A 17,771-nucleotide genomic window follows, 5' to 3' on the forward strand; every position below is an offset into this window, starting at 1 on the left:
TCAAGCCCGGAAACGGACACCGGGGTCTGCTAGCCTTCTTAGGGAATCTCTGCACGAATCGATAGTGTCTCTGCGGGACCGCCAAGGGGCCAGATGCAAGGCGCGGCGCGCCGCTAATGGCCGTCGCCATTCACAAGCGCCGCAACGACGCCGATGGTCCCTTGGCGACCCGCCCTGGCGGGGGTTGCGGGTTTGCACGCAAGCCAGAGGCTCCATCGATTCGTGCAGAGGTTCCTTAAGCCGCAATATAACCAGTGGCGTCAGGGAGACGAAACGGACGCTGGCGCAAGCATAACCCTATACCTGCCGCAATCCACCAGACGACGGATCGTGCCCGCGCGATTGAGGCGACATACCACCTGCAGCTGCAACCATCGAAGAGGGCACTGCCATGAACACCACGATCGGAGTGATCGGCCTGGGATTGATGGGAACCGCCATGGCCCGACGCCTCGCCGAGTCAGGCTGGGCGGTGACCGGCTACAATCGCCACCCGCGTGACGTCGAGGGTCTCCCCACCACGACGACCCTGGCCGATCTGGCCAGTCGCGCCGAGACACTGTGGCTGATGGTGAGCGACCACAACGCCTGCCGCGAGGTCATCGACACGCTGGGCGAGGACGGCATCCGCGGTCACGTCGTGATCAACAGTTCGACCATCGCCCCCTCGGAGTCCGCCGAACTCGCCCGCCGGGTCGAGGCCATGGGCGGCGAGTACCTCGAGGCACCGGTGCTCGGCTCCATTCCGCAGGCACAGAGCGGCACGCTGCAGTTGCTGCTCGGCGGCCCGGCGGCACTGGTCGAACGACTCGACCCGTTGCTGCATACCCTGGGCACGCCGACCCATTTCGGCGAGGTTCGCAGCGGTGCCGGCGCCAAGCTCGCGTTCAACCAGCTGATCGGCTCGCTGACCGCCGCCTTCTCCATGAGCCTGGGCCTGGTCCAGCGCGAGGGGGTGGACGTCGACAAGTTCATGGCCACGCTGCGCGAATCGGCACTGTACGCCCCCACCTTCGACAAGAAACTCGACAACATGCTCGGGCATTCGTTCGAAAAGGCCAACTTCCCGTTGAAACACCTGCTCAAGGACATCCGCCTGTTCACCCGAAGCGCCTGCGGTCAGGGTATCGACACACACCTGCTGATCGGCCTGCAGCACGTGCTAGAGGAAGGGGTCTACGCCGGGCACGGCAACCATGACTACTCCTCGCTGTTCGAGAGCATCGTCCACGAGCGGGTGACCACACACTGAACGCTCCGCGACGGCGGGTAGCGCGACTCAACCGAGACCAGGAAAGGGCTGCTCGAATACCCAACGTCCCTGCGGGTCGCCGGGCGTCCGGATGCAAGACACGGTGCGCCGCCCAATGGCCATCGTCATTGGCAAGCGGGTACAATACGCGGTTTGCATACCGCTCCCGCCCCCCGGGAGCGGACGACACCACTTACCGCTGAGAGTATCGGGTATCCCCATGAGCCATCATGCCGTCAAGCCGCGCCGCGCCCTGCTGAGCGTTTCCGACAAGACCGGGATCCTGGGCCTGGCCCAGGGTCTTCACGCCGCTGGCGTAGAGCTGCTCTCCACGGGTGGCACCGCCCGCCTGCTGCGCGAGAACGACGTGCCCGTGCGCGAGGTCAGCGACGTGACCGGCTTTCCGGAGATCATGGCCGGGCGGGTCAAGACGCTCAACCCGCTGATCCACGGCGGCATTCTCGGCCGCCGGGGCACGGACGACGAGGTGATGGCCACCCACGGCATCACCCCGATCGATCTCGTGGTGGTCAACCTCTACCCCTTCGCCCGCACCGTGGCCGACCCGGACTGCGATCTCGCCACGGCTATCGAGAACATCGACATCGGCGGCCCGGCGATGGTCCGCGCGGCGGCCAAGAACCACAACGACGTGGCGATCGTGGTCAACCCGGCCGACTACGAGGTGGTGCTCGAGGAGATCAACGGCGAGGGCGTCTCCATGGCCACGCGCCAGCGGCTCGCCTCCTCGGCCTTCAGCCACACCGCGCAGTACGACGGCATGATCGCCGACTACCTCGGCCGCCAGTTCGAGGACAGCGCCTTCGCGCCGACCTGGCACCTGCCGCTGAACAAGTCGATGGACCTGCGCTACGGCGAGAACCCGCACCAGAACGCGGCCTTCTACGTCGAGCCGGACGCCGCACCGGGCACGCTCGCCCGCGCCCGCATCGTGCAGGGCAAGCCCTTGTCCTTCAACAACCTCGCCGACGCCGATGCCGCGCTCGAGTGCGTCAAGCAGTTCGACCGGCCGGCCTGCGTGATCGTCAAGCACGCCAACCCCTGCGGCGTGGCCACCGGCGACGACATCACCACCGCCTACGACCGGGCGTTCGCCACCGACCCGACCTCGGCCTTCGGCGGTATCATCGCCTTCAACCGGCCGCTGGATGCCCACACGGCGCGGACCATCGTCGAGCGACAGTTCGTCGAGGTGATCATCGCCCCCGAGATCGGCAACGAGGCGGCCTCCGAACTGGCCGTCAAGCCCAACGTCCGGGCGCTGGCGATCGACGACTGGTCGGTCAGGCCGGCCCCGGGCAAGGACTTCAAGCGCATCGGTGGGGGTCTGCTGGTGCAGGACTTCGACCACGGCGTGATCGGCGCGGGTGATCTCAAGATCGTCACCAAGCGCACACCCGACGAGGCGGAAATCCAGGACCTGCTGTTCGCCTGGCAGGTCGCCAAGTTCGTCAAGTCGAACGCCATCGTCTACGCCAGCGGCCAGCAGACCATCGGCGTGGGCGCCGGGCAGATGAGCCGGGTCTACTCGGCCCGTATCGCCGGCATCAAGGCCGCCGATGCCGGCCTGCCGGTAGAGGGCTCGGTGATGGCCTCCGATGCCTTCTTCCCGTTCCGCGACGGCATCGATGCCGCCGCCGAGGCCGGCATCAAGGCGGTCATCCAGCCGGGTGGCTCGATGCGCGACCAGGAAGTGATCGACGCCGCCGATGAACATGGCATCGCGATGGTGTTCACCGGGATGCGCCACTTCCGCCACTGACCGCGACCCTCCGCGGCAGCGCCGGCTCGGATACGACGGGGCCCCTCGAAAAACGAGGGGCCCTTTTCGTGAACTCCAGCTTAACGTCAGACCGGTGCGGCGCCGCTAGGCGAAGGGATTGAAGCGATCTTCGTCCTTGCGCCGATGGTGGCGCTTTAGGTCCAGTTCCAGGGACTTGAGCACGGTCTGCTCGTCGACAGGCTCGCTCTCGCGGCGTTCGAGTTCGCCGCGTGCGGTCTCGATCAGACGACGCAGTTCCGTCAGGGAGAGGTGATTGAGATCGGACATGGGTCAACCGGTGGCGTCGATCACGGAATGGAAATGGTGCCCGCGGCGGACGAAGCGATGGGTTCGTACGCTGGGATCGTGGTAGTGCGCGCTCACGGCAAGGGTGTTACCAACCTCCACCAGGGCCAGGCCGCGACCCGACCGCTCGTCCCAGGCACCGCAGTCGATCCACAACCGGTTGCCGTCACGCAGCGGCTGGCCGGTGATGGTATGGCCGGCGATCACCCAGTCGATCCCGCGCACGCTGCGCTCGGGACGGTTGCCCTCGAGCACCTCGTGGACCTGGGAGCGGCCCCAGAGCAGGGTGTCGAGCTGGGGATCGGCCTTGATCGAGGCCCAGTAACTGAGCTTCTTGACCCGCTCCAGGCGCGCGATGTTCTGGTCCCAGTCCCACAACGGCAATTCGGCATGCACGACACCGACCGCCGCGGGGCCGTTGCCGACCTGGATCATCAGCGGCATCTGGCTGATCAGATTCATCACCTCGGTGATCAGATCGTCCCACTTGTCGTCGTTGAGCTTGTCGTAGGGCTGGAGCAACCATGCCGATCCCATCGCTTCGAGTTCGGCGCGCTGCACGGCGGTCAACTGCCGTTCGATCAGGGCCTCGCGATGATTGGCGATCACCCGCTCGTGGTTGCCCGCCACGGAGAAGAACCACGGCTCGCCCAGCAGGCGCAGGGTGCCCAGCGAATCCTTGCCGTAGTCGATCAGGTCACCGACGGCGATCACACGATCTCGCTCGGGAGAGAAGTCGTGCTTTTCGAGGATCTTTTCCAACAGCGGACGACTGCCATGCAGGTCGCCGACGATGAAATCCCGACCCCGCGAGTTTTTCAACAGCTGTTTGAATAACGTCATGAAATCTAAGCAACCACGCCTGCGCCACGACACCGGGGTGGGCCGGCATGCCATGAACGGTTGGATTGGGTCGATGGTCCGTCCGGGACGCGGCGGGCTGCGAGTCGAAGCTTATCGCAAGCACGCGGGACGGGGCAGGCGGATGGCCTGCCGATCGAATAATCGATATGTTCGCTAAAAAATAGCGTCAGGTCAACAGCTTGGCTGCCCGATCCGCTTCGCCGCCGAGCCGGTCGCGGCTGTCATTGTCCCAACCCTCGAGCTACTGGACACCAGCGACATGTCGGTTCCCCCCGTAATCACGACCTCATCGCGCCAACCCACCCGGATTCCCTCGTGCAGGGCCCGGTGCTTTTCCGTCTCCGGTTCAATGATCTTCTCGTCGCTGCACGCCATCATCGGCAAGGCGTATGATCGTGGCAGTCCCCATTCACCGACAGGCCGATCCCGTGTCCGACCTCGACGAAATCAACCCCGATCCGACCCTGCTCGACCAACTCGGCGATCGAGCTTCCCTGACCGAGATGCAACGTGACGAGCTCGAGCACGTCCTGCGCTGCAGCCCGTTTATCCAGCAAAGCCTTGCCGCCGAACCCGACATTCTCGACTACGTGATCGACGGGACGGCGGACGCGTATCTCGGCGACGGCCTCGCGGCACGCTTCGACGCACTCGGTGGCATGCCGGCCGAGCGGCTGGAGCTGGAACCGACCGCCTTCGGCCGCGAGCTGCGGCGCCTGCGACGCCGGGAAATGATCCTGATCGCCTGGCGCGACCTCAACGGCATCGACGACACGGACGCGACCCTCCGGTCACTATCGAACCTCGCCGACTTCTGCGTCGCCGAGGCGCTCGCCTACCACGAACACCACCTCAAGACGCGCTTCGGTCAGCCACGCGGCCCGAACGGGGAGCCGGTGGAGATGGTCGTGATCGGCATGGGCAAGCTCGGCGGCGACGAGCTGAACTACTCCTCGGACATCGACCTGATCTTCGCCTATGCCGAGGAAGGCGAGACAGACGGCAAGAAGACGATCAGCAACGCCGAGTACTTCATCCGCCTCGGCCAGCGGCTGATTCGTTCGCTCGACGAGAAGACCGGCTACGGCTTCGTCTTCCGGGTCGACATGCGCCTGCGGCCCAACGGCGACGAGGGGCCGCTGGCGATGAGCTTCGACGGGCTGGAGCTCTACTACGCCACGCGCGGGCGCGAATGGGAACGCTACGCCTGGATCAAGGCGCGCGTGATCGCCGGCGATCAGGCAGCCGGTCGCCAGCTGATGGACATGCTCCGCCCGTTCGTCTTCCGCCGCTACCTCGACTTCGGTGCCTTCAGCCAGCTACGCGAGATGAAGCGCATGATCGAGCGCGAGATGACCGACGCGGCCATGCACAACAACATCAAGCTCGGTCCCGGCGGCATCCGCGAGATCGAGTTCATCGGCCAGTTGTTCCAGTTGCTGCGCGGCGGACGCGAACCGGCACTACAGGCACGCCGACTGGTACCGGTACTCTCGATCCTCGAGGAGATGGGCGAACTCGACCAGGCCACCGTCGCCGACCTGACCGCCGGCTACGACTTCCTGCGGAGGGCGGAGAACCGGCTGCAGATGCTCTACGACCATCAGACGCAGACCCTGCCGGACAACAAGTTCGACCAGCTGCGCCTGGCGATCGCCATGGGTTTCGAGGACTGGGGATCGTTCCTGTATGCGCTCGACCGGCATCGCGATCGCATCCATGGCCATTTCTCCGAGGTATTGCGCCTGCCGAGCGACACCGACGAGGCCGATGACCCGCTCGAGCAGGTATGGAACGGCCTGGGCGATGTCGCCGACCGTGTCGCCATCCTCGAACGCCACGGCTTCGAGGAGGCCGCAACCCTCGAGCGGCACCTTTCAACCTGGCGCGACACCCAGGGCCCGGCGATCAACGGCACGGTCGCCCAGCGACTCGACGAGCTGATGCCCGATCTGCTGCGCGACATCAGTACCTACCAGGGCCAGGTCGCGATCCTCGACCGGATGCTTGACCTGCTCGCGGCCATCCTGCGCCGCTCGGTGTACGTTGCCTTGCTGATCGAGCAACCGCAGGCCCGTCGCCAACTGGTCCGGCTGGTCCACGGCAGCCCGTGGATCGCCTCGTTGCTCACTCAGCACCCGATCCTGCTCGACGAACTGATCGACCCCGAAACCCTGTATGCCCCGCCCGACAAGACCGAGCTGGCCCGTGAACTGGGCGAACTGCTGGGCAAGTGTCCGGATGACGAGGAACGCAGCCTCGACGAATTGCGCCGCTTCAAGCAACTGGCGACGCTACGGGTGGCCGCCGCCGACGTGGTAGGCGCCCTGCCGGTCATGCGCGTGTCGGACCAGCTCACCTGGATCGCCGAGGTGATCCTCGAGGCAGTATACGAGCGCGCCCGCGCACAGATCGAGGCGCGTCACGGCCGGCCACGGGCCGTCGACGAGGCTGGCGAGGCGTTCACGCCGGGCCTGGCGATCATCGGCTACGGCAAGCTCGGCGGGATCGAGCTCGGCTACGGATCGGACCTGGATCTCGTGTTTCTGCACGATTCCACCGACCACGAAGCGGTGACCGACGGCGAACGCTCGATCGACAACAGCCTCTACTTCGCCCGTCTGGCTCAGAAGATCATCCACACGCTCAGCATCCGCACCCCGGCCGGGGTGCTCTACGAGGTGGACACCCGCCTGCGCCCCGACGGCGTCGGCGGCCTGCTGGTCTCCTCCGTGAACGCCTTTGCCCAATACCAGGCCGAACACGCCTGGGTCTGGGAAATCCAGGCCATGTGCCGAGCCCGCTTCGTCGCCGGGGTCGCCTCGGTGGGCGAGCACTTCGCCGAGATCCGGCGCCGGACCCTCACGCAGAGGCGTGATCCGGACGAGTTGCGCGAGGCGGTTGTCGGGATGCGCCGGAAGATGCGCGCCAACCAGCCCGCGACGCCGGCGGGACTGTTCCACCTCAAGCGAGATATCGGCGGGATCACCGACATCGAGTTCCTGGTGCAGTACCTGTTGCTGCGTCATGCCGCCGACCACCCCGGGATACTCGAGTACACGGACAACATCCGGCAACTCGATTCCCTCCGGGAGGCGGAAATAATCGATGCGGAGGCCTCCGAGGCGCTGATCCAGGCCTATCGCACCCTGCGCGATGCCGGCCACCACCAGGCCCTGATGGGCAGCCGACCCGTGGTCGAGGCTCATGTGGTGGAGGCCGAAACCCAGGTGGTGATCGACCAGTGGGCAGCGATCATCGGTTGTCGGCCGCCGGAGGGTCGGGGAAAGGAGGACGTGGACGACGACGGCGGAACCGACTAGTGCCACCGACTCCGGCCGGTAACGGCAATCGGCCCGATCGTCAGCGAGTCAGCTACCGGGCGCGCCGTGATCGAGCGTCAGGACCACCGGGGCGTGGTCCGAGGGACGCTCCCAGCGACGCGGCTCGACGTCGATGTGACAGGCACTTGCCTGATCGCGCAGGGCCTCGCTTACCAGGATCAGGTCGATACGCAGTCCGCGGTTGCGGCGAAAGTTCGCTTGGCGGTAATCCCACCAGGAAAAGGTGTTCTCCGGCTGATCGAACAGACGGAAGGCATCGATCAGCCCCGTTTCCAGGATGCGGTCGAGCGCGTCGCGTTCCGGCGTGGAACAGAGGATGCGCTCGCGCCAGGCCTCCGGGTCGTGCACGTCGGCGTCCGCCGGCGCGATATTGAAATCCCCTACCACCACGCGCTTGGCGTACCTCCCGGCCTCCTCGGCCAGCCAGCGGGTAAGCGCCTCCAGCCAGGTCAGCTTGTAGGCGTACTTCTCCGAACCGACCGCTTCACCGTTGACCACGTAGAGATTGATCACCCGCAGGTCGCCGAAACTCGCCGCGATCACGCGGCGTTGCGGGTCCTCGAACCCCGGGATGTCGGTGACGATATCGGTAGGTGCCGGCCAGTGCGACGGGTAGAGCCAGGCCACGCCGTTGTAGGTTTTCTGTCCGTTGGCGATCGCGCGATAGCCGGCCGCCTCGATCGCCTCGCGATCGATCGCCTCGTCGAGTTGCTTGAGCTCCTGCAGGCCCAGCAGGGTGGCGGGTTGTTCCGCCAGCCATTGCAGCACCTGTGGCTGGCGTACCTTGAGCGAATTGACGTTCCAACTGGCGATGTTCATGCGGTGTGCCTCGAGCGAAAGACTCGGGGTATTTTCGCATGTTCCGGACAGGCTGCGACCGTCAGAAGGGCGGTCGGACGTCGAGTGCGAGCAATCCGATCACGAACAGGATCAGGCCGACACCGATGAAGCCACTCGCCCTCGCCGTCTTGCGCTTCACCAACGTCTCCTGCGGCAGGCCGGAGATGATGAACGGCTCACCGTTCGGTGGGCGATGCAAAAGGTGGACGGTGTTTCCCGCCGTCGCCCGATCCCGTTCGGCCTCTCCTACCTCCTTTCGTGCCTGGCCTTGGGCCAGACGCATGGCCCACTCCCACTCCCGAGCCGATATCTCGCCATCACCGTCAAGGTCGAACCGGGCGCGAGCGGTGTCGTCGTGCTTCCAGGCCCGCAATAGCTCCCGTCGCCGCTGCTCGACGGCCTCTTGAGCCGACGCCCCGGCGTTTCGATGACCGCGGGTCTCCAGCCAGCCAAGCACGTAGAGCGGCCTGTCCGGGAACAGCAGGCGTTCGGTGTAGCGGTAGGGCTTGCCGCCAAACCCCAGCGACAGGGCATCGGCGGCACCACGAGAATTGCGTTCGCGCCAGCGTCGACTCGAGTGGGGGATGATCCGCGCATGATCGGGGTCGACGAACGCCTCGGCGGTGCCATCGTCGATGCGGAACAGCGCATCGCTGCGATGAGACTCGACGGTCACCCAGCTGCGGTTCTTGCCACGGGATTCGAGCCGTTCGATCTTCATCTCGAACCACAGGCACGGCGTGAAGGTCAGCGGGGAATAGAGCGGGTGGTCGTCGACCGCATGGCCGACCCCCTCGATCTCGTTGAATCCCTGCGCGGCCGATCGCAAGCGGGCGGTAGGCGTGTTCGCGATGATCCGCGCGCGGGCAAGGGTGCGAAAACCGAAGAACAGGCAAGCGGACAACAGCGCGAGCAATCCGGCCCAAAGCACCCGGTAGAAACCCGGGTCGAGCCCGATCAGCCAGTTGGCGAACCCGTCGAGCACCGGGAAGTCAGATCAGCCGAACAGGGTCTTCATGTCGACGTCTTCGGTGGTCTTGCGGTCGAATTCGAGCAGGCGGAAGGCGCGGAAACCGAACAGCTGGGCGACCATGACATCCGGGAACTGTTCGATACGGATGTTGTTGGTGTTGACCGCGGCGTTGTAGAACTCGCGCCGATCGGCGATCTCGTTCTCCAGTCCGCTGATGCGCTGCTGCAGGTGCTGGAAGGTCTCGTTGGCCTTGAGCTCGGGATAGGCCTCGGCCACGGCGAACAGGTTACCCAGACCCAGACGCAGGCTCTGCTCGGCACTGCCCAGTGCCCCGACGTCTCCGCGTTGCTGCGCATCGTTGACGGCCGCGCGCGCTTCCATCACCCGTTCGAGCGTGTCGCGCTCGTAGTGCATGTACTGGCGGGCGGTCTCGACCAGCTTGGGCAGTTCGTCGTGGCGCTGGCGCAGCAGCACGTCGATGTTCGACCAGGACTGCGACACGTTGTGTTTCAGACGGACCAGGCCGTTGTAGATGACGATCCCCCAGATCAGGATCAGCACCAGCAGGAACACGATAATCGACAGCGCAATGCCCATGGTTTGGTCGCCTCCGTGGCCACCCCGCCGAAACGGGGATTCGGTTTGTTCGGTAAACTCGGGTTAATTGCCGATGAGTTACACGTCGATATTGGACGCCGACAGCGCGAATTTCTCGATGAAGTCGCGACGCGGCTCGACCAGGTCACCCATCAGTACCGTGAACACCGAGTCGGCGGCGACGGCATCCTCGATTCGCACCTGCAGCAAGCGACGGGTATCCGGGTTCATGGTGGTTTCCCACAACTGGTCCGGGTTCATCTCGCCCAGACCCTTGTAGCGCTGTACCGCAAGACCGCGGCGCCCCTCGGCCATCAGCCAGTCGATCGCCTGCTCGAAACGCTCGATCGGCTGACGACGCTCACCGCGCACGACCTCGGCACCCTCGCTGATCAGGCCATCCAGACGCTCGCCGAGATCACCCAGCAGACGGTACTCGTTGCCGCTGAAGAAGGCCGCCGGGATGGTGGTTTCATGTGAAACACCGTGCTGGCTGCGCTCGATGCGGAACACGTGGCCGTGCTCGCCTTCCTCCATCGCCACGCCGTACTCGACCCCGGCATCGGCAATGGCGTTGAGCATGCCGTTGAAATGCCCCAGCCAGCCGGCCAGTCGGGACTCGTCGTCCATCATGGCCGGATCGAGTCGCGCGATCTGCATCAGCGCCTTTAGGGCGTTGATGTCGAAACGGTTGGCCATGCGCTCGATCATCGCCTGCGCGGAGAGGTACTCGCGTGCCAGCGACTCGAGCCCCGGGCCGCTGATCGGCGGGGTGTTCTCGCCCAGTTCCAGACGGGCCCCGTCCACCGCCTGCTGCAGCAGGTACTGGTTCAGGGCCAGGTCGTCCTTGAGGTATTGCTCCTGCTTGCCCTTCTTGACCTTGTACAGCGGCGGCTGGGCGATGTAGACATGGCCGCGCTCGACCAGCTCGCGCATCTGGCGATAGAAGAACGTCAAGAGCAGGGTGCGGATGTGACTGCCGTCGACGTCCGCGTCGGTCATGATGATGATGCGGTGATAGCGCAGCTTGTCCGGGTTGAAGTCCTCGCGACCGATCCCGCAGCCGAGCGCGGTGATCAGGGTGCCGACCTCGGCCGAGGACAGCATCTTGTCGAAGCGCGCCTTCTCGACGTTGAGGATCTTGCCCTTGAGCGGCAGGATCGCCTGCGTGCGCCGGTCGCGGCCCTGCTTGGCCGAGCCGCCCGCAGAGTCGCCCTCCACGAGATACAGCTCGGAGAGCGCCGGGTCCTTTTCCTGGCAGTCGGCCAGCTTGCCCGGCAGACCCGCGATGTCGAGCGCGCCCTTGCGGCGGGTCATCTCGCGGGCACGGCGAGCCGCCTCGCGGGCGCGCGCCGCCTCGATGATCTTGGAGGTGATCGCCTCGGCATCGGCCGGGTTTTCCTCGAGAAAGTAGGCCAGGTGCTCGGCGGTCATCGACTCGACCGCTGTCTTCACCTCGGAGGAGACCAGCTTCTCCTTGGTCTGCGAGGAGAACTTCGGGTCGGGCACCTTGACCGAGATCACGGCCACCAGACCCTCACGCCAGTCCTCGCCGGTGGTGCTGACCTTGGCTTTCTTGAGGATCCCGTTGCGATCCATGTAGTCGTTGAGCGTGCGCGTCAGCGCGGTGCGGAAACCGGTCAGGTGCGTGCCGCCGTCGCGCTGCGGGATGTTGTTGGTGTAGCAGAACAGGTTTTCCTGGTAGGCGTCGTTCCACTGCAGCGCCAGCTCGATGCCCACCTCGTCTCGATCGCCCGAGAGGTAGATCACGTTCTTGTGGATCGGTGTCTTGTCCTTGTTCAGGTGCTCGACGAACGCACGGATACCGCCCTCGTAGTAGAACGTGTCCGAACGACCGCTCTGCTCCTCGGACAGCGAGATGTGTACCCCGGAGTTGAGGAACGACAGCTCGCGCAGGCGTTTGGCGAGGATGTCGTAGTGGAAGATGACGTCGGTGAAGATCGTCGGGCTGGGCAGGAAGCGGATCTGGGTACCGGAGCGCTCGGTCGGCCCGGCGTCCTTGAGCGGGTACTGCGGCTCGCCGAGGTGGTATTCCTGCACCCAGCGACGTCCATTGCGCCAGATGGTGAGATCCAGCCGGTCGGAAAGCGCGTTGACCACCGAGACGCCCACGCCGTGCAGGCCGCCGGAAACCTTGTAGCTGTTCTGGTCGAACTTACCGCCGGCGTGCAGCACGGTCATGATGACCTCGGCGGCGGAACGTCCCTCTTCCTCGTGCAGGTCGGTGGGGATGCCACGACCGTCGTCGGTGACCGAGACCGAGCCGTCGGCGTGGATGACCACGTCGATCTTCGAGCAGTGACCGGCCAGCGATTCGTCGACGGCGTTGTCGACCACCTCGAAGACCATGTGGTGCAGGCCGGTACCGTCGTCGGTGTCGCCGATGTACATGCCGGGGCGCTTGCGCACCGCGTCGAGCCCCTTGAGGACCTTGATGCTGCTGGAGTCGTAAGTGTTTTCGGCGCTCATCTAAGTCGTGTCCCTTCCTGTCGCAGCGGTTCGCGGGCGGCGCTGGCCTACGAATCCGGTTGATCGAGGGCCCGACCGGCTGGCCGTTCCACCCCGATCGTTCCGACGGTGTTTCAAAACCTTGTGATCATACCATTTCGCAACCCGGCCGGGGTCGGAACCTCCTACCGCGGCGTGATGTGACCGCCCGAGACCGCAAACCGCGCCTGGATATCGCCCTCGCCGTCGATGGCATCGGCGGCGATCACGCTGACGAAGGCCTGGTGGCCGCTCTCGCCGAGGTACTCGAGCACCCGCTTGCGGTTGTCGGCATCCAGCTCCGAGGCCAGGTCGTCGAACAGTACCACCGCCGGTTCGCCACGTACCTCGGCCCACAGGTCGAGTACCGCCAGGTGCAGCAGTACCACCAGCATCTTGACCTGGCCACGGGAAGCGACCTGGCGGGCCTCGTGATCGTCGAGCGCGATCTTGAGATCGGCGCGGTGGGGACCGAACAGGCTGGCCTGCTGATCGCGTTCGCGTTCGGCCCCCTGGGCAAGGGCCTGCTCGAGATCGACATCCTGACGGTAGCCGGGCAGGTAGCGCAGACCGAGTGCACTTCCCGGCAGCATCCGATCCAACAGGGAAGTGATCCGCTGATTGAGATCAGCGAGCACGGTGCGTCGAGCCGTCTCGAGACGGTCAGCGGTCTCGAGATAGAGACTATCCCAGGCCGGTTCTCGACGCCCCCGACGCAGCAGGGCGTTACGTTGCTTGAGCGCTCGCTGGAAATCGCCGTGGACGGCATGGAATTCCGGCTGGGCATAGAACCCGACCCGATCGAGGAAGCGACGTCGGTAATCGGGTGAACCCAGGACCAGGTCATCGGATTGCGGATGGAGAGCCAGTACCGGCAACAGCCGGGCGAGCTCGCTCAATCGGCTGACGTTCTCCTGGTCGACCCGCAGGGTCATGCCGCGCCGGTCGCGTTGCAGGGCGAGGCGGTGAGCGCTGTGCCCGGACCGGCCCTTTACCTCGGCGCGTAGCAGGAAATCGTCGGCACCATGTCGAATCAGTTCGCTGGCGTTGTTGCCGCGAAAGGAGCGCCCCAGGCTCAGGGTGTGAATCGCTTCGAGCAGGCTGCTCTTGCCGGCGCCGTTGGGCCCGCTGATCAGGTTGATGCCCGCCGCCGGCTCGAGATCGAGCGGTTCGAGGTTGCGGAACCGCTCGACATGCAGTGTCGCCAGTCGCGTCACGTCAAGCCGCTTAGATCTTCATCGGCATGAGGACGTAGCGGGTCCGGATGGCGTCTTCGTCGGTCGGCAGGATCAGGGCGCTGGATTCCGGGGTCTCGAAGTCCATGCGCACCTGCATGTCGTCGACATGGGACAGGATAGCCAGCATGTAGCTGATATTGAAGGCGATCTTTAGATCGTCGCCCTGGTAGTGCACCGGGATTTCCTCGCGGGAGGATTCCTGGTCGCTGTTGATCGCCTCGATGGCCAATCGATCGGACTGCAGGTGGTAATGCGCGCCGGCGAAGCGATCGGTATTGAGTACCGCGGCCCGTTGCAGGACCTGCTTGAGGCTCTCGCGATCGACATGCACCTGCTTGCTGTTGTTCTTCGGGATCACCCGCTCGTAGTCGGGAAAGCGGCCGTCGATCAGCTTGCTGACCATGCGCTGTTGGGCAAGCTTGAGCTCGATCTGCTGGGTGCTGACCAGCAGTTCGACCGGTGATTCGTCGTCTCGGTCCAGCGCCCGCATCAGTTCCATCACCATCTTGCGCGGCACGATGATGCGCAGCGTCTCGGTGATCGATTGCTGGCTGTCGGTCTCGGCCAGGGCCAGTCGATGCCCGTCGGTGGCCACGCAGCGGATCCGCTCCGGGCTGACTTCGAACAACAGGCCATTGAGGAAGTAACGCACGTCCTGCTGGGCCATCGAGAACTGGGTCTTCTCGAGCATGGCGCGCAGACGATCCTGACCGATTACCACCCGGTGTTCCTCGGTGGTCGCCTCCATGCGCGGGTATTCCTCGGCCGGCAGGCAACCGAGCCGGAACACGCTGTGCCCGGCCTGAACGATGACGAATCCGTCTTCCTGGCGCATGCCGATCCGCGATTCGGCCGGGATGGCGCGAACGATGTCGTGCAGCTTGCGGGCGTTGACCGTCGTGCGCCCGGGCTGGGTGATGTCGGCGGGACACTCGCTTTCCAGCTGGATCTCGAGATCGGTGCCGGTGAGCTTGAGGCGGTCATCGTCGGTCTCGAGCAGCAGGTTGCCCAGGATCGGCATTGTCTGGCGTTTTTCCACGCCACCGATAACCCGGTTGATGGCGTCGAGCAGGTCCGGTCGGCTGACGGTCAGTTGCATGGCAGACGGTTCCTCTGAATCAGTAACAGATGTTTTTGTTCTGTTGATGATGATGAATGTGATGTAGCCGCTTTCCTTGGGATAAGTGCGAAAAGCCGATCTGGATCAGCAGCTTCTCGCACTTGACAGGTTGGCTCAATGCCTTGGGACGGCCTGTGTACGAATCGGGACGCTTTGTGGAAAACTCGTGATCCGCCGTTTCATCCACACGTTCCCCAGTAACTGTCCGCCCGCAATGCCCGGCTTGTCCCCAGCGTGGTGACCTACACATTCAGCGTGTGTCGCAACAGGTTGTAGTCGTCGTTGATCTTGCTGTCCGTCTCGCGCAGTTCCTCGATCTTGCGCACGGCGTGCAGCACCGTGGTGTGATCCCGCCCACCGAAGGATTCGCCGATCTCGGGCAACGAGTGACTGGTCAGCTCCTTGGCCAGTGCCATGGCAAGTTGCCGGGGTCGGGCGATCGAGCGCGTGCGGCGGGCCCCGGTCAGGTCTTGGATCTTGATGTTGTAGTACTTGGCGACGGTGCGCTGGATATTGTCGAGCGTGATCATCTTGGCGTGTGCCGAGATCATGTCCTTAAGCGCATCCTTGGTCGATTCGATGGTGATCGGCCGCTTGGAGAACTGCGTGGTCACGATCACGCGTCGCAACGCGCCCTCGAGTTCGCGGATGTTGGCCTGGATACGCCGGGCGATGAAGAAGGCGACGTCCGAGTCGAGATCGATGCCGGACTGTTCGGCCTTGCTGTGCAGGATGGCCACCCGGGTCTCCATGTCCGGCGGTTCGACCGCGACCGTCAGGCCCCAGCCGAATCGCGACTTCAGCCGCTCCTCGAGTCCCTCGATCTCCTTCGGGTAGCGATCGCAGGTCATCACGATCTGCTTGCCCTGCTCGATCAGCGCGTTGAAGGTGTGGAAGAACTCCTCCTGGCTGCGCGGCTTGGTGGCGAAGAACTGGATGTCGTCGATCAGCAGCGCGTCGATGCCGCGATAGAAGTTCTTGAACTGCTCGGTGTTGTTGTTGCGGATCGCGGTGATCATCTCCTGGACATAGCGTTCGCTGTGCAGGTAGATCACGCGTCGGTCGGCCTGCTGGTCGATGATCTGGTTGCCCACCGCGTGCATCAGGTGGGTCTTGCCCAGGCCCACTCCGCCGTAGATCAGCAGCGGGTTGTAGCTCGCCCCGGCGTTGGCGGCCACCTGCTGGGAAGCGGCGCAGGCGAGCTGGTTGGACTTGCCCTGGACGAAGGTCTCGAAGGTAAAGCCACGATTGAGGTTGTGGGAAAAGCCTTCGTCGGCGGTGTCGCCCGGTTCGACCGGCTCGGGAGAGATCGGCCGCACAGCCGCCGTTCGAGGCGAGGCTGGCGGCGAGCCCTCGGTCTGCGGGCGGTTCGAGGTGGTGGCAGGCTTCGGCCGGGACCGGCCGGCCTCACCGATACGCAGCGAGACATCGAGTTCCGGGTGGCCAGAAATCTCGCGGGCGTGCACGCGGATGCGATCGAGCAGTTTCTGGTTGATCCAGTCGAAGGCGAATCGGTTGGGTGCCCATAGCAGCCATTGGTCGTCGCTGACCTGCTCGGCCTGCAACGGGAATATCCACATGGTCAGCTGATCGTTCGGCAACTCCTGGGCCAGACGATCGATGCATTGTTGCCACATCGGGAAATGCTGCATGGCGACGGTCGTTCTCCACCGGTTCGGGGTCGACTGGGACGTTTTGCTCGAATCAAGACCGCCGCTCGTGTCGTCTCGCGGTCCCTGACGGCCAATAAACCCGGCAAGCGGGAGGTCGGGCCGATTCGTGTATCGATGTCTCGGACAGGGCGGGGATGATAACATCCAGTCATGGCCGATCGACATCTTATCCACAAGATGCCAGACCGACGTGACCGGCCAGGTCGGGTCACGCGGGCGGCGGTTTGTAACCTGACTTGCTCCGGTCATCGGCGCCGTCTTTTCGGTCGTTGGTGACGCCGCGCTTGACAGCGGGCCCCGGTCTGTCAGAGTATTCGGCCCCTTTTTCAAGCGGATAGGGTCGCCCGAATCGACCCACATGGGTCGGCGCGGTCGGCCCTTCCGATACCATCATCGACCTGATCAATACTGGGACGTCGCCATGAAAAGAACCTTTCAGCCGAGCAACCTGCGCCGCAAGCGGACCCACGGTTTTCGTGCCCGCATGAAGACCCGTGGCGGCCGCGCCATCATCAACGCCCGTCGCGCCAAGGGCCGCAAGCGGCTGTCTGCCTGAGGCAGATGAACCCGGTTACGCCCGAGGCCCGGACCTCCGGCGCCGACAGCTTCGAACCGGCCGTCTTTCGTGACGGCCGGTTTCCGCGTTCTGCGCGCCTGCTTTCCGGGCGGGACTACCAGCGCGTGATGCGCGGAGGCGATCGGGTACATACCGCCAACCTGATGCTGGCCCTGAGTCCCAACCCCGGTGGCGAACCACGGCTGGGTCTGGCCGTCAGCCGCAAGCGGGTTCGCTTGGCCCATGAGCGCAATCGGGTCAAGCGCGTCGCTCGCGAGCAGTTCCGCCTCGGGCGCGCCGAATTGCCCGGCATGGACGTGGTGGTGCTCGCCAAGCCGGGCGTGGCCGAACTGCCCATGGCCGAGTTGCATCGCCAGATGCGCCAGGCCCTGAAAAAGGCGAGTCGAAAATGCGTCGCGTCCTGATCGGTCTGGTCAAGGGCTATCGTCTGCTGATCAGCCCGATGTTGCCGCCCTCCTGCCGCTTCTATCCGACCTGTTCCGAGTACGCGGTCGAAGCCCTGTCCCGACACGGTGCGCTCAAGGGTGGCTGGTTGACCCTGCGTCGCCTGGGCCGCTGCCACCCGTTCTGTGCCGGGGGCGTCGATCCGGTGCCCGGCAGCGGGTCGACAACCGATTGCGGCTGCGACGCCGACACATCCGATTCCCGAGCCGAAGTCCGTCACGGGCCCCATGCCGTTCATTCGCGAGACTGAAA

General features: G+C 64.8%; 15 protein-coding genes. 6 read left to right on the forward strand and 9 right to left on the reverse strand.

Features of this window, described 5'->3' with window-relative positions; genetic code table 11:
* The first annotated feature begins 391 nt into the window (after positions 1-391).
* Positions 392-1,252 (forward strand): NAD(P)-dependent oxidoreductase, encoded by an 861-nt coding sequence (locus ACLFRM_RS01225; protein ID WP_410753790.1) that lies wholly within the window; start codon positions 392-394, stop codon positions 1,250-1,252.
* A 220-nt stretch (positions 1,253-1,472) separates the two neighbouring features.
* The gene (purH, locus tag ACLFRM_RS01230) at positions 1,473-3,035 is read left to right on the forward strand and encodes a bifunctional phosphoribosylaminoimidazolecarboxamide formyltransferase/IMP cyclohydrolase (RefSeq protein WP_410753791.1); all 1,563 of its coding nucleotides are present in this window, start codon (positions 1,473-1,475) and stop codon (positions 3,033-3,035) included.
* Between the two features lie 105 nt (positions 3,036-3,140).
* Here purH and ACLFRM_RS01235 read toward each other — a convergent pair whose 3' ends face one another.
* Both ACLFRM_RS01235 and ACLFRM_RS01240 read right to left on the reverse strand, forming a co-directional pair.
* On the reverse strand, positions 3,141-3,323 hold the full coding sequence (locus ACLFRM_RS01235) for a hypothetical protein (RefSeq protein ID WP_410753792.1): 183 nt from the start codon (positions 3,321-3,323) through the stop codon (positions 3,141-3,143).
* A 3-nt stretch (positions 3,324-3,326) separates the two neighbouring features.
* Entirely contained in the window at positions 3,327-4,184 is an 858-nt protein-coding gene (locus tag ACLFRM_RS01240; protein WP_410753793.1) for a metallophosphoesterase, read from the reverse strand.
* 416 nt (positions 4,185-4,600) lie between these two features.
* Between ACLFRM_RS01240 and glnE the strand changes: the two genes are divergently transcribed.
* Positions 4,601-7,528, forward strand: coding sequence for a bifunctional [glutamate--ammonia ligase]-adenylyl-L-tyrosine phosphorylase/[glutamate--ammonia-ligase] adenylyltransferase (gene glnE, locus ACLFRM_RS01245; RefSeq protein ID WP_410753794.1), 2,928 nt, complete (start codon positions 4,601-4,603; stop codon positions 7,526-7,528).
* A 48-nt stretch (positions 7,529-7,576) separates the two neighbouring features.
* Here glnE and xth read toward each other — a convergent pair whose 3' ends face one another.
* The 7 genes from xth to dnaA all read right to left on the reverse strand — a co-directional run bounded on the left by xth (position 7,577) and on the right by dnaA (position 16,477).
* Entirely contained in the window at positions 7,577-8,368 is a 792-nt protein-coding gene (xth, locus tag ACLFRM_RS01250) for an exodeoxyribonuclease III (RefSeq protein ID WP_410753795.1), read from the reverse strand.
* 61 nt (positions 8,369-8,429) lie between these two features.
* Positions 8,430-9,374: a GIDE domain-containing protein gene (locus tag ACLFRM_RS01255; protein ID WP_410753796.1), complete on the reverse strand. Its 945-nt coding sequence runs from the start codon at positions 9,372-9,374 to the stop codon at positions 8,430-8,432.
* A 12-nt stretch (positions 9,375-9,386) separates the two neighbouring features.
* Positions 9,387-9,959, reverse strand: a complete 573-nt coding sequence (locus ACLFRM_RS01260; protein ID WP_410753797.1) for a LemA family protein — start codon at positions 9,957-9,959, stop codon at positions 9,387-9,389.
* A gap of 78 nt (positions 9,960-10,037) precedes the next feature.
* Positions 10,038-12,449, reverse strand: a complete 2,412-nt coding sequence (gene gyrB, locus ACLFRM_RS01265; protein WP_410753798.1) for a DNA topoisomerase (ATP-hydrolyzing) subunit B — start codon at positions 12,447-12,449, stop codon at positions 10,038-10,040.
* A 164-nt stretch (positions 12,450-12,613) separates the two neighbouring features.
* On the reverse strand, positions 12,614-13,684 hold the full coding sequence (gene recF, locus ACLFRM_RS01270) for a DNA replication/repair protein RecF (protein ID WP_410753799.1): 1,071 nt from the start codon (positions 13,682-13,684) through the stop codon (positions 12,614-12,616).
* Positions 13,685-13,694: 10 nt separating this feature from the next.
* Positions 13,695-14,804 (reverse strand): DNA polymerase III subunit beta, encoded by a 1,110-nt coding sequence (gene dnaN, locus ACLFRM_RS01275; protein WP_410753800.1) that lies wholly within the window; start codon positions 14,802-14,804, stop codon positions 13,695-13,697.
* Positions 14,805-15,067: 263 nt separating this feature from the next.
* Positions 15,068-16,477 carry a chromosomal replication initiator protein DnaA gene (gene dnaA / locus ACLFRM_RS01280; RefSeq protein WP_410753801.1) on the reverse strand — a complete coding sequence of 470 codons (1,410 nt, stop codon included), beginning with the start codon at positions 16,475-16,477 and terminating at the stop codon, positions 15,068-15,070.
* Positions 16,478-16,919: 442 nt separating this feature from the next.
* Between dnaA and rpmH the strand changes: the two genes are divergently transcribed.
* The 3 genes from rpmH to yidD are packed head-to-tail and all read left to right on the forward strand — an operon-like array spanning position 16,920 to position 17,769.
* Positions 16,920-17,054, forward strand: coding sequence for a 50S ribosomal protein L34 (rpmH, locus tag ACLFRM_RS01285; RefSeq protein ID WP_058574926.1), 135 nt, complete (start codon positions 16,920-16,922; stop codon positions 17,052-17,054).
* A 5-nt stretch (positions 17,055-17,059) separates the two neighbouring features.
* Complete coding sequence (rnpA, locus tag ACLFRM_RS01290) at positions 17,060-17,479, forward strand: ribonuclease P protein component (RefSeq protein ID WP_410753802.1); 420 nt, start codon at positions 17,060-17,062, stop codon at positions 17,477-17,479.
* Positions 17,464-17,769: a membrane protein insertion efficiency factor YidD gene (gene yidD / locus ACLFRM_RS01295; protein ID WP_410753803.1), complete on the forward strand. Its 306-nt coding sequence runs from the start codon at positions 17,464-17,466 to the stop codon at positions 17,767-17,769. Before rnpA ends, yidD begins: the two co-directional genes overlap by 16 nt.
* Positions 17,770-17,771 lie beyond the last annotated feature (2 nt).

This window comes from Guyparkeria sp. (assembly GCF_046540515.1).
GTDB lineage: Bacteria > Pseudomonadota > Gammaproteobacteria > Halothiobacillales > Halothiobacillaceae > Guyparkeria.

What these genes read in the sequence shown, in the direction of transcription:
- rnpA (WP_410753802.1), top strand. Translation starts at nt 17,060, where the DNA reads ATGAACCCGGTTACGCCCGAGGCCCGGACCTCCGGCGCCGACAGCTTC.
- yidD (WP_410753803.1), top strand. Translation starts at nt 17,464, where the DNA reads ATGCGTCGCGTCCTGATCGGTCTGGTCAAGGGCTATCGTCTGCTGATC.
- rpmH (WP_058574926.1), top strand. Translation starts at nt 16,920, where the DNA reads ATGAAAAGAACCTTTCAGCCGAGCAACCTGCGCCGCAAGCGGACCCAC.
- ACLFRM_RS01225 (WP_410753790.1), top strand. Translation starts at nt 392, where the DNA reads ATGAACACCACGATCGGAGTGATCGGCCTGGGATTGATGGGAACCGCC.
- xth (WP_410753795.1), bottom strand. Translation starts at nt 8,368, where the DNA reads ATGAACATCGCCAGTTGGAACGTCAATTCGCTCAAGGTACGCCAGCCA.
- ACLFRM_RS01240 (WP_410753793.1), bottom strand. Translation starts at nt 4,184, where the DNA reads ATGACGTTATTCAAACAGCTGTTGAAAAACTCGCGGGGTCGGGATTTC.
- dnaN (WP_410753800.1), bottom strand. Translation starts at nt 14,804, where the DNA reads ATGCAACTGACCGTCAGCCGACCGGACCTGCTCGACGCCATCAACCGG.
- ACLFRM_RS01235 (WP_410753792.1), bottom strand. Translation starts at nt 3,323, where the DNA reads ATGTCCGATCTCAATCACCTCTCCCTGACGGAACTGCGTCGTCTGATC.
- ACLFRM_RS01260 (WP_410753797.1), bottom strand. Translation starts at nt 9,959, where the DNA reads ATGGGCATTGCGCTGTCGATTATCGTGTTCCTGCTGGTGCTGATCCTG.
- gyrB (WP_410753798.1), bottom strand. Translation starts at nt 12,449, where the DNA reads ATGAGCGCCGAAAACACTTACGACTCCAGCAGCATCAAGGTCCTCAAG.
- purH (WP_410753791.1), top strand. Translation starts at nt 1,473, where the DNA reads ATGAGCCATCATGCCGTCAAGCCGCGCCGCGCCCTGCTGAGCGTTTCC.
- dnaA (WP_410753801.1), bottom strand. Translation starts at nt 16,477, where the DNA reads ATGCAGCATTTCCCGATGTGGCAACAATGCATCGATCGTCTGGCCCAG.